Here is an 11,544-nt window from a genome sequence, read left to right as displayed (position 1 = left end):
CTACTTTACTACAGTATTATCCATCTGAAATAAATCTGATGTTATACCTATAACTCTAAATATATATTGAAAAGATAGCCGTAAATTTGCACTCAAAATCCGATTGTAACTAAATAATTAATATATGAGTGTAAAAACTGAAATAAACATTGAGAACAAGCCGAAGGCAACAATGAAGAACTTCCAATTCGTCGAGAATTTGGACAAACTGATTGATGTAGCAGAAAAAAAAGAAGAGGGTAATGAACCACTGGAGGACAATCGTCGTTCTTTCTATGACCTGGTGATGATTCGCTCTCGATATATTGACCGTTATGACTGGTATGACACTATTTTTGAGAAAAATGGTAAATATGGCACAATGGATACGACTGGTAAGGTGCTTTTGCCAGCACAATATGACGGTATAGGCGAACTTTGCCATAAAATCTACTGCGGGAACATTCCCCGGGTTGCTAAACTGAACGGAAAGGCAGGACTGGTAAAGCCTGATGGTAGTGGCGAGGCACTGACTCCTTTTGTCTATGACTCCATCTCATACATGCTCATAGAACCTTATTACACCGTCAAGAAAGACGGTAAACTTGGGATTATAGGCAAGGATGGACATGTAATTGCCCCTTGTATTCTTGATGAAATAACGCATGCCAATGGACGATGTATTGTGTTTAGGTCAGGTAACAAGTATGGAGTGCTTGACAGAACATGTAACGACCTCTATATTGCTCCTCAATATGACAAGGTTGAATTTGTTGATATGGAGCAGCCTTGCACTGTCACAAAAGACGATGTTGAAGGTGTCATCAACGAATCAGGTGATTTTATGACATGCGAGGAAGCCCTCGACTATGAGGGTTATCTCGTTGGGGAGTACAATCCAGATACATTTTTTAAAAACTGAGATATGATAAGAGGCAAGAAAATAAGAAAGCCACTACGCAAACTTAAAATACAGGAAAAGGCAGAGATGGAACAGGAACTGACTCCTGACTTTATTGATGAGAATGAAGAGCTAACCATGTTGTCAGCAGTGGATCTCATTGTAACCCTTGCTGAGGATTCGGAGCTGAGTTCTTTATTCTTTGAGAAGGCAGATCGCTTTATTACTTTCCTTTCAGAACGTCAGGGCATCACGAAGATACAGGCTGTGCTACTGGCTCTATTCGCTGAGTCGAGTGCCTCAGGCAACAAATCTGATTTCGCGGATGTCGCTCGATACCTTGATTGTAACAGTGTACAGGTACTGCAGTATAAAGGAGAGGTGGATGACTTGGTAAGGAAAGGTATGCTTCGGATGATAAGAAACAACATGAACGGAAGTTATGACTACGCCGTGACTCAATCATTTCTGGAAAGCCTCGCTAAGAATGAGCCGTTCCAGCGTAAGTCCTACAAGAATGCCTCTGGTATTCAGTTCTTCCAACATTTTTATGATATCACCCATCTGCGCCATGAGGATGAACTCTCTTCAGAACTGATGTTTGAAGAGATAGAACGGCTGATGGATGAAAATCCGGATCTTTCATATGTAAAGGCTCTACGTAATATTGGCATGTCGGCAGAAAGCGAGGCTGTAGTTACTCACATGTGTCGTCATCTGGTATTATGCGGAACAGTTAATATTCCTATGAGTCATCTTGTCTTTCTGTTTGATGCACAGCATCAGAAGTATAATTTTGACAGAGCCATGTCTGAAGGAAGACACTTTCTGGTAAAGGAAGGTTGGGTAGAAAACGCTTTTTCTGAAGGTTTCAAAGACAAAGACGAATATCAATTGACAGCCAAGGCACGAGAAACACTCCTTCAAGAGTTTGACATCAAGCAGCCAGAAAATAAAGGTTGTGACGTGGTGCGGAGCGATAGTATAGTAGCCAAAGAACTGTTCTTTAATGACGAAGTCATGCACCAACTTGAAGGGCTGGCCGAGTTGCTTGATGAGGGGCATTATATGAGTATATGTAACCGCCTGAAGGAAAAAGGACGGCGTCAGGGCTTTGCCTGTCTGTTCTATGGCGAACCTGGCACAGGAAAGACTGAGAGCGTGCTTCAGATGGCCAAAAAGACTGGCCGTGATATCATGCAGGTGAATATCTCGCAGGTGAAGAGTATGTGGGTAGGCGAGAGCGAGAAAAACATCAAAGCTATTTTTGACCGCTATCGCGCTGTCGCTAAGAATTCCAAGAAAGTTCCTATCCTTCTTTTCAATGAGGCAGATGCTGTCATCGGTAAACGAAAGGAAGGTGCTGAGCGTTCTGTTGACAAGATGGAGAACTCCATCCAGAACATCATTCTACAAGAGATGGAAACGCTGGACGGTATTATGATCGCAACGACAAACTTGGTACAGAACATGGATGATGCCTTCGAGCGACGCTTCCTCTACAAGGTGAAATTTGAAAAACCCGAATTGGCTCAGCGCACCAAAATATGGCAGTCTATGCTGCCGGAACTCTCAGAAAAGACCGCTGAGAAACTGGCCTCTGCCTATGATTTTAGCGGAGGACAGATTGAGAATATTACCCGTAAGTGTGATATAGAGAGTATTCTTTATGGGAATGATTATGTGACCGATGAGAAAATTGAGCAATACTGCCGCGAAGAGAAAATTGTGAAGAAAGGCGGAGCACGTATAGGTTTTATATAAAGAAGCAGCAAAATGATTACATTTAGAAAGGTTAGAGAAGATGATTTAGAACTCAACTCCAAAATAGAGGATCTGAACATAAAGGTATTCCCTTCAACAGAGACTACCTCAGACTTACATATCTTGGAGAATTATTACAAGGGAGCATCCGTAGACTTCATCGCCATCGAGGATGATGGCAAGTTTATGGGATACGCTTATATGATAAATTTTTTCCAAGGCTCTTTTATCTATTATCTGGCCATAGAACCAGAGTACCAGAATAAAGGTTATGGAACTGCCCTACTGAAGCATCTGCGGGAGATTCAAGGCAATCGCCCCATAGCCCTGACCATCTTTACACCTCAGCCGGACAACGATGACTATGAGGAATGTCTCAGAAGAAAGTGGTTTTATGTCAGAAACGGCTATGTAGATCAGAAGATACCCTATCCAAGCGAAGAGTCCCATCGCTATGACATCTATATGAATGGGGACGGCATCAGTTACATCGAGCTGATGGCCATGCTAAACAAAGTAAATATGTTCTTCAACGTACTAATCTGTATAGGAAGGCATCACTTGGGAGATCCTGCATAAGAATAAAGTGTTAAAATCAAAACTTTTCCCGACCTACGCAAAAAGATTTCGTTCTTTATTTGTACCTTTGCAGCCGAATTTTAAAGAATCCTACAAGGAATGAGACTATTTGTACATACACAGCCGACATTCGTTCAGAGCTATCGACGCTTTGAACGGGATGCTTATGTGCAGCAATTTTGCACACCAGCAGTCGGTGTAGGATTCCCACGACATCAAGAGCATAGTTATTGCTATCGGGCATCGTAAGAGCCAGAGATAGGAGAAAGAGCAACTGATAGTTGGCAATCCGAACCGCAGAGAGGATTACCAACTATTATTTTTTCACGTATTAGAATGAACATACAGCTATGCCTGCGAATAAGAATGCCTTGATAAGGTACAAAACGATAAACAACTGTTTGAGAAACAGATACAGAAGATGGACGCTTGACGACCTCGTGAATGCCTGCTGCGATGCGCTCTACGACATGGAGGGCATCACCAAGGGTGTTTGCTCCAGGACCGTACAGATGGATATACAGATCATGAGGTCTGACAAGCTGGGCTACAATGCCCCTATAGAGGTATACGACAGGATATACTACAGATATGCAGATCCTAACTACTCCATCACTGAGATGCCTTTGTCTGTTGATGACTGCAAGCTGATAAAAGAGGCTATCGCCTTGCTTGGGAAAAAGGAGGATGCAGATAAGGCAAGGACTTTGAAAGTATTGAAGAAGGTTGAGAACAGACTTGTGTCTATTCTGAACTTCGCATAAGAAAGGCTTCTTTTCAAGTTGTATTCTTGGGAAGAAGCCTTTTTGTCTGGATAGCGAGACTCGAACTCACTCCACAAACTCCCAAAGTTCGGATGCTACCATTAAACACCATATCCAGTTTATAATGTAGTCGGTACGAGGATCGAACTCGTGTGGACAGATTGAAAATCTGTAATCCTGACCTATTAGATGAACCGACCATCTTGGGAGTTTGACAGGATTCGAACCTGCGTAAACAAGAGCCACAACCTTGCGCCTGAACCTCTCGGCCACAAACTCCATATAGTTGCCCCAGAAGGAGTCGAACCTTCACTAGCAGAGCCAAAACCTGCTGTGCTGCCGTTATACCATAGGGCTGTCAATCGTTGGGGTGGTAGGACTCGAACCTACGAAGCCGAAAGGCGGCAGATTTACAGTCTGCTCTCGTTGCCGCTGGAGAACACCCCAATATTGAGTGGAGCCTCGTGGAGTTGAACCACGTTCTCAGGATTTTCAGTCCTGCGCATACACCAAGTCTGCCAAAGCTCCCTGACTTGTTGCCCCAGATGGATTCGAACCACCACCTCCAGATCCAGAATCTGACGTGCTAACCATTACACCATAGGGCAGTAACTGTGACTCGTGAGAGACTCGAACTCCCGACCCTGACGTTCGTAGCGTCATGCTCTAATCCAACTGAGCTAACGAGCCAAATTTTGCTTCCTTAATGATTTCGTGTGCAAAGGTACAATAGCCAAATGAAGCCTTTTTTCGTAGCAAAGAAAAAAAGCTCATTTTAACTGAAAAAAAACTTTTCGGAGTAATTTTGGGCCAAAAAATACACTTTTCAAATTCTACGCCCAAAACGGAAAAAAGAGAGATTAATAAAGGTTGCCACGTTAATGAAGCAACCTCTTAGACTTTGTACCAAACACCAATTAAAATGGGTATTCGAATCCGTGAGACTCGTAATAGTCTTTGAAGTAATTATCGAATCCCCTCTCTTCGTAGTACTCGTAATTTCTTATCTTTGAATTTGTGGGAGCAGTATACTTGCTGAAGTCAAACTTGGCCCTACAGCTAAGAACATCACCTCCAGTCTGCAAGTCTGCACCCCAGGCTATCATAATATCCCAGAGAACACCTTCTGACTGACTATCGGTATAATCCCAATCAAAATGTACAAATTCTCCTGTTTCATAAAAATGCTTCAAGATGGCGAGGAAAACCCAGCTGTAATGCTTATTCCATAGATGATTAAACCAAAGTGCAGCTGACCCTTTCCCAAGGTCACGCTCAAAACATGCAAAGAATTCGTCATCGCTCATCGTGACAGTCTTAAGCCACGGAAACTTCTTGCTTTCTTCATCGTAATAAGCCTGCTCTTCAGCAGTCATATCTCTAAAAATCTTGCCCATATCACACGTATAAAAGTTATCAAAGCATCAATTGAGTTCGCCCTTGTTACGCTTGGGCTTGTGACGGATGTCCATGTCGGCCATGCCGGTGGGCATCGAGCCGTTGGCAACACCTTGCTCGCCACCAATCAAGCCCCAGTAGAACACTTCGGCAGCAGCCTTGTCGTCAGCGGCAGTAACAATATCATTGGCCAACTTGTCGCCCATCAGCGACTTCTTGGCGGCCTGATAGACCATCTTCGCATTATCGCGCGAACTGATCATACCCTTGCGGTTCACGTTTTTGCCAGGCATCATCATGGCAAACAGACCTGTCATGAACACACCGAAGGCCGTTTCTTCTTTCTCACGGCAAAAGCGCAGCGTATCGCCAGTGGCCAGCTTTTCCACCACATCAACGAAGTTCCTTCGCAACTCTACTACGTGCTCCTCGCCCTTTGCACATTCCTCGTCGCTCACGTACATCCGCTTGGGCTTCTTCGTCCAAGGCATTGGCCCGTCGGCCTCACGCAGTCTGGTACGCTCTGCGCTGACATTCAGCACCGTCTCATGACGATTCATGGCATTCACAAAACGGAGGTTTTTGCGTTCGTCCTTGCCCAGCCACTTCATCAAGTCCTTGGCCGGGGTGTTAAAGAAGTATAGTCCGAACAGCGTTGCGTAGGCCGTCTGCAGGATGTCCTCTTCCCACTCTTCGTAGGGAACATTATCGGGCCACTCAAAGCTTTCGTCAAGTCCCTTCTCAACGGCATTCTTCGCTGGAGTGCGGAAGCGGATGAGTTCGAGCAGGTTGATGTCTGGATCTTTCTTGTAAAGCTCGATGGGGTTCGTGAACTCCTCATCGGAGAGCGTTTCAAGTTCTTCGGCAAAACGGCTCAGGCACCACGAGATAAACCTGAAGAGATTGTTCTCTCCGTCGGGTTTGGTACATTGCTCAGCCAGTATGTGATACTCGCTAATCATGTGTATCAATACGAATGTAATTCTTGCCTCGCGGTCGCTTATTTTGGCGGCTGCATTTACCTGGCGCTTCATTTCAGCCAGTACTTCTTTATTTTGATAGTCCTTAATCATGCTTTAGAAAATATATTCTGATTCGTCAGTCTGAGGTGTATCAGCTTCCATAAACATCACGAAATAGACGGGCATATACGTCACTTTGCCTTCTTGATAGACCTTGCGCTCATTGGAAATGACAGTGGCTGCAAGGACATTGTACTCAGGAACTTTCAGAAGATTGTTGAGAGCACTGTGTTCGGTGTAGTCCTTGCCCGACTTGACTTCAATCGGGTGGGCGCTCATCGTGGTGTGGTTGTCAACCAGATAGTCAACCTCGCCCTGCTTGCGATTGTCGTAATAGTAGAGCTTATGCCCATGTGCGCGAAGTTCCTGGGCTACTACATTCTCATAGACGGAACCGAGATTGATGCTCCGGATATCGTCGAGAACTGGACGGATGTTGTTGCGATAGAGTATGCCAGTAAGGAGGCCCACATCGTTCAGATAGAGCTTCAGCAGATTCTTTTGGAGTGACTCACTCAGCGGGAAATGAGGGTTGGAGATGGCATTGACGGCCAAGGATATACCTGATGATATCAGGTACTCGAACTCTTCCTTGTACTGGTCGAAGCGGTCGCCCTTCTTGTCACGGATTTTTTGAACCACCACACGCTTCTTCTTGTTTTCCATCTGCGAGGGAATCATCTCGTAGATACGGCGTATAAGCAGCTTCTTATTGTGCTCCTTCTCGTACTTGGAAGCATCGCTGGCATAAAGGCTACAAATGCCATCCTGTACCTCGCGCACCTTCACAATGTTATGCGTTTCGAGGTAGGTGTTGACGGCATCGGGCAGACCGCCTACCAGCAGGTAGCGACGGAACAGGTCGAGTACATGGTTATGGTGCTCTTCCGAAAGGCTCTGGCGATTCTCGTAGGACTTGCGAAGCATGTCAATAGCCTCCATGCCGAAGCCGTTGGCAATCAGGAACTCCTCGAAATCGAGCTGGAACATATCCTTGATGGTGATGCTGCCCACTGGAATGGAGGTGGTGTCTTTCAGGGTGATGCCCAACAGACTGCCACTGGCGATAAAGCGGTAGCGGTTATCCTCACGCAGGAACTTCAGCATGGTGAGGTACTGCGGATAGTGCTGAATCTCGTCGAGGAACACCAGTGTATCATCGCGATTGTTGAGCTTGTTGCCTGCCACCATGCTAAGGGTCAGGTAGAAGTCCTCTTTCTTGTGGATGTTCTTGAAGAGCTGCTCACCCTCGTCATCCTCCACGAAGTTGATTTCCACGAAGTTTGGGTACAGACGTGTACCCACTTCACGAATACTGAACGACTTGCCTATCTGGCGGGCTCCCTCCAGTATCAGAATCTTGTCATTATCGGACTTCAGATAGTCCTCGATGTACGATGTAATCTTCCTGTACAGCATGGCAATTTACACTTTTCAATAACTTTTGGCAGTCAAAAACTACACTTTTCAATAAAATTTAGTACTGCAAAATTACACTTTTCAATCAAAACTACCAAACAAATCGGGAAAAAAGTGCGAAAATAATATCAAGAAAGGAGCGCGAGAGCCTGCTTGATGCCGTCCATCAGGGCCTGGTCGTAGGACTTGCGGGGATGGGTATCACGGCTTAACCCATCGGAAAGCCGGATGAGACGGCAATAATAGTCGCCCGTGTTCTGGAAGAAAGTATCGCGGCTGACCAATAATTCGAGGTGCTTCTTCCGGCGCAGCCAGTCCTGGACGGCTGACAAAGTCGGTGCTGCATAGCATCTGGCACCGCGACCGCGCGTTTGCTTGGGGGCATTGTAATCTTTCAGTTCCAGGGTGTCGCCTTCGGCATTCTGTAACTGGCCATCCACATTATAGTAAGATAAAGTGGGTTCCTTGAATCCCAACTTCCACAGCTGTCGTGCCATGACCTTATCTACTACTATCTGCTTGAGCATACTGATACTAATTGCGTGCAAAGGTACGAATAAATTTTGAAATAGCGGTATTCTATGGCATCTTTGATGCAATTTAACGCGATTTACGTTGTGCTGCATCTTGACCGCCTGACATCTCGCAGTTTTTTCCTGTCAGGGTTATTCGGTTCTTAACACCTTTACGGGTGCAAAGTTAGCAGAATGCGCAATCCACCAATAACCAGTCGCTGGCTCCTTATCCAGAGGAATTTTTCGCAGCAGGCTTCCCAAATGCGCGTATTTGGGTATTCTGCGAAAAATTGCACTGGATTTCTTGGATTTGATTGCTTGACCATTCCGCACTTTCAGCACCAGTAAAGGTTAAACCGCGATAACGCAGACAATGAATTAAAAAAAAAAAGGCAGTGCAACAATCGCGATGGGTCTGAGCTGGTATCTAAACATTCCGAAGTCACCCGTTGCTACGGCAACCGCCTATTCTTGTCATACTTCAATTCTCTTTATTTCCTCTATAGCACTAGAGCCTTTTTCTATTGCTTCAAGCATTTCAAAGATACGGTCGCTCCAACCTGCTATGAGAGTAACATCATCACGAATTATGTTAAGCGGAGTTGTACCATAGCCACTAAGGTCAAAGAGGTACAGTTTTGCATTAGGTGCTATCAGCTTATACTTATCCCATTCTTTGCTAATGGAGTGTATATTACCATAACTATCCCACATCTGACAATCGGTGAACATCATCACCTTATCCAATACTATTTTCTCCCTGTTCAGATATTCTATGACCTTATAGCCATTTGTTGAGTATCCCACTTCGCCTTCACGCTCATACATCTTTTCAACATTGCTTAGAATGCCTGTAGAAGGCAGATTCACCAGTTTCCACTCATCTCCAAAGATTCCGCTGACAACGTTCTTGCAACGATTTTTCAGCAGCATAGCAAGCACTAGCCCTATGTCATAGTTCTTCACAGAACTTTTAGGACTTATCGGAGAATACATTGACCCAGAGACATCGCATGCCAACAATACGCGAGTATGTTCATCAAACCCAGCTATATTATTGCTTGTAGCGAGAACTGCCTTTTCTAGGGCATTGAGCAACAGCTGTTTGTCCTCGGCGCCATTGTCCTGAGTAGTTGCAAGAGCGGCCTTCTGAAGTGCCTCAAATATAACTTGCGTCTTTTTATTCTCTACGCGGTTTACCTCACGATACGCCGAAAGGAATCTAAAGGGGAACTGCTTTGAACGGATTACTTCCCGTTCATCGCTAAGTCGATTGGCAACATCTGTTAGTGATTCTCTAGAAATGCCATTTTCAAGGAAGTTCCGAAGGTTGCGTAGCATTGCCATATAGCCCAGTTTGCCGCTGTCAATGAGCTCTTCCCACTTCTTTGTGAAAGCCATCTGTTTGTCTACATCAGATTCGAACTCCTGTTGTCCAAGCGCAGACAACTCTGTTTCCCATGTATATGGAGTCTCCAAAGTCTTGCTTGTAATCTTGTCAAACAGTTTCTGCTGTGTATCATCCTTTGCTTTGGGGTGAACAATAAAAAGTGCATCCCGAAGTTTCACCTCCAGATTGTTACGGTCATACTTTGCAAACTGATATTCGTCGAAGTTATTGAATGCTCTCTGCAGTCCAACCTGTATCTGATGTGATAGTTTGGCGAGCTTTTTCTTTGGCGCACTTGCCTCAGTACAAGTAGTGTTTTGGCTGTTGCGCCACTGATAACAGTGTAACAACTCCATAATCTCATCTGCGCGAAGGACAACCTTTTCAATGGTACGACTTACCAGATTATCCCCGCTATGATGTTTTGTCAGTTCAACTACAAGGAAAAGGGGTACAGAGCGCAGATTCATTTCCCTGCGCGCATATACAGCCAGTTGAGCAACAAAACGAGCATCGCACTTGCCAACAAGTTCGGCAATACGCTTAATCCGTTCATTTGCCGTCTCATAGAACTTGTCACTCAAGGATGCTGTAACGACGGCGGTATACAGTTCCATTTCTGCTGACAGTCCGAATGCTTCTGCACCTTCATGGTTCAGAGTCATCGATTGTTCCTTAATCATTGTGTTAAACTTCATATAATAATCTCCTTATATCGGTTTATTTAAAATCAGTGCAACAAGCGTTAGAGGCAGGTTAAACCCTGTGACCAGTGAGCTTACACGCACTCCTTAGATGATAGCTGCTTCCAAGCTTACATTCTGGCTGTCATCGGGTTTGACACCATCATCAGGATCTCGAAGTATTCCTCCACTACGGCAACTGATTATATAAAAAGTGGCGCAACTATCGCAACGGCTCTATTATTATGCCTATTGAAAGCGCGGGATCTGTCGAAGAAGTCCGTCGCTACGGCAGCCACTATTTGATGTTTCAAAGAACTCAATTTTCCGTTTTGACAGTGCAAAGTTACTACAATTGAATCATACTATGCCTGTATCTATACGTATAATGACTTTACCCTTTAATCACCGCTACCGGAAGAAGTCGTGTTTTTACTTTTACAAGGTCCGCCTCGTTGGCAATGACTGTTTCTATGTCCTTGTATGCACCGGAGGCTTCCTGCATGTCATCCTGATTGCGGATCGCGTGAATGATGCCCAGGGCATCCAATCGTTCCACTTCCTCTTTCAAGTTGAGGTCACGGATGGCAGCAGTACGTGACATCGTTCGCCCGGCTCCGTGAGAGCATGAGCAAAATGACTCAGGATTGCCCAGCCCCTCCACAATGTAGGATGCAGTTCCCTGTGAGCCCGGAATGATTCCAATGACTCCCTCACGGGCCAGAGTTGCTCCCTTTCGGTGTACGATGACATTCTGACCGTAGTGGTTCTCCCATGCTGCATAGTTGTGAGCGATATTAATCATCGGCTCAAACTCAATCTCTGGAATAGCATCCTTGATGACCTCTTCGATGCGTTCCATCATCAACTTGCGGTTACAGAGGGCAAAGTCAACACAATACTTCATTTCCCGCCAGTATGCATCGAACTCATCAGTTCGTAAAGGAAGGAATGGTAGACGGATATCTGGGGAAACCACAGAATACCATCTCTCATTGAGCACCTTTGCCTTCTCGTTATAGTAATCACCGACAAGTTTTCCAAGATTTCTGGAACCAGAATGGATCATAATCCATAGTGTACCTGTTTCATCCTTCTGTAACTCAATGAAATGATTTCCACCACCTAAC

The 11,544-nt window shown here is 45.0% G+C and carries 10 protein-coding genes, 7 tRNA genes, 1 pseudogene and 1 other annotated feature; of the genes and pseudogenes, 5 read left to right on the top strand and 13 right to left on the bottom strand.

All coding sequences use genetic code 11. From position 1 onward, the window contains the following. Nucleotides 1-124 precede the first annotated feature (124 nt). The 5 genes and pseudogenes from CIK89_RS12055 to CIK89_RS12040 form a co-directional block, all read left to right on the top strand. Nucleotides 125-901 carry a WG repeat-containing protein gene (locus CIK89_RS12055; protein ID WP_094391611.1) on the top strand — a complete coding sequence of 259 codons (777 nt, stop codon included), beginning with the start codon at nucleotides 125-127 and terminating at the stop codon, nucleotides 899-901. A 3-nt stretch (nucleotides 902-904) separates the two neighbouring features. Then, nucleotides 905-2,644, top strand: coding sequence for an ATP-binding protein (locus tag CIK89_RS12050; protein WP_094391610.1), 1,740 nt, complete (start codon nucleotides 905-907; stop codon nucleotides 2,642-2,644). 12 nt (nucleotides 2,645-2,656) lie between these two features. Next, a complete protein-coding gene (locus CIK89_RS12045; protein WP_094391609.1) occupies nucleotides 2,657-3,223 on the top strand; it encodes a GNAT family N-acetyltransferase in 567 nt (188 codons plus the stop codon). 99 nt (nucleotides 3,224-3,322) lie between these two features. Continuing rightward, nucleotides 3,323-3,472 carry a hypothetical protein gene (locus CIK89_RS13640; RefSeq protein WP_158215028.1) on the top strand — a complete coding sequence of 50 codons (150 nt, stop codon included), beginning with the start codon at nucleotides 3,323-3,325 and terminating at the stop codon, nucleotides 3,470-3,472. A 101-nt stretch (nucleotides 3,473-3,573) separates the two neighbouring features. Next, a pseudogene (locus CIK89_RS12040) lies at nucleotides 3,574-3,897 on the top strand (hypothetical protein); the annotation flags it as partial. Between the two features lie 217 nt (nucleotides 3,898-4,114). On the opposite strand, the gene CIK89_RS13635 reads toward CIK89_RS12040, so the two are convergent. From CIK89_RS13635 to CIK89_RS11980, 13 genes are all read right to left on the bottom strand, one after another. Continuing rightward, a tRNA-Glu gene (locus CIK89_RS13635) sits at nucleotides 4,115-4,187 on the bottom strand. Between the two features lie 6 nt (nucleotides 4,188-4,193). Beyond that, nucleotides 4,194-4,266, bottom strand: a tRNA-His gene (locus CIK89_RS12035). A gap of 7 nt (nucleotides 4,267-4,273) precedes the next feature. Continuing rightward, nucleotides 4,274-4,344: transfer RNA gene (locus tag CIK89_RS12030), tRNA-Gln, on the bottom strand. Nucleotides 4,345-4,352: 8 nt separating this feature from the next. Next, nucleotides 4,353-4,434, bottom strand: a tRNA-Tyr gene (locus CIK89_RS12025). 8 nt (nucleotides 4,435-4,442) lie between these two features. Continuing rightward, a tRNA-Phe gene (locus CIK89_RS12020) sits at nucleotides 4,443-4,515 on the bottom strand. 8 nt (nucleotides 4,516-4,523) lie between these two features. Continuing rightward, a tRNA-Gln gene (locus tag CIK89_RS12015) sits at nucleotides 4,524-4,595 on the bottom strand. 7 nt (nucleotides 4,596-4,602) lie between these two features. Next, nucleotides 4,603-4,677 (bottom strand) — tRNA-Arg (locus CIK89_RS12010). A gap of 227 nt (nucleotides 4,678-4,904) precedes the next feature. Then, nucleotides 4,905-5,384, bottom strand: a complete 480-nt coding sequence (locus CIK89_RS12005; RefSeq protein WP_094391607.1) for a hypothetical protein — start codon at nucleotides 5,382-5,384, stop codon at nucleotides 4,905-4,907. Nucleotides 5,385-5,411: 27 nt separating this feature from the next. Next, a complete protein-coding gene (locus CIK89_RS12000; protein ID WP_094391606.1) occupies nucleotides 5,412-6,458 on the bottom strand; it encodes a hypothetical protein in 1,047 nt (348 codons plus the stop codon). Nucleotides 6,459-6,461: 3 nt separating this feature from the next. After that, nucleotides 6,462-7,826: an ATP-binding protein gene (locus CIK89_RS11995; RefSeq protein ID WP_094391605.1), complete on the bottom strand. Its 1,365-nt coding sequence runs from the start codon at nucleotides 7,824-7,826 to the stop codon at nucleotides 6,462-6,464. A gap of 128 nt (nucleotides 7,827-7,954) precedes the next feature. After that, entirely contained in the window at nucleotides 7,955-8,353 is a 399-nt protein-coding gene (locus CIK89_RS11990; protein WP_094391604.1) for a hypothetical protein, read from the bottom strand. Between the two features lie 462 nt (nucleotides 8,354-8,815). Continuing rightward, nucleotides 8,816-10,429, bottom strand: coding sequence for a TROVE domain-containing protein (locus CIK89_RS11985; RefSeq protein WP_094391603.1), 1,614 nt, complete (start codon nucleotides 10,427-10,429; stop codon nucleotides 8,816-8,818). Nucleotides 10,430-10,489: 60 nt separating this feature from the next. Then, nucleotides 10,490-10,570 (bottom strand) — a sequence feature (23S ribosomal RNA rRNA prediction is too short). Between the two features lie 238 nt (nucleotides 10,571-10,808). Continuing rightward, nucleotides 10,809-11,544: RtcB family protein (locus tag CIK89_RS11980; RefSeq protein WP_144007414.1), on the bottom strand; the 736-nt coding region annotated here is incomplete at its 5' end.

It is taken from the genome of Prevotella sp. P4-119 (assembly GCF_002251345.1).
Classification (GTDB): Bacteria; Bacteroidota; Bacteroidia; order Bacteroidales; family Bacteroidaceae; genus Prevotella.
This window is presented reverse-complemented; position numbering and strand designations above follow the sequence as displayed.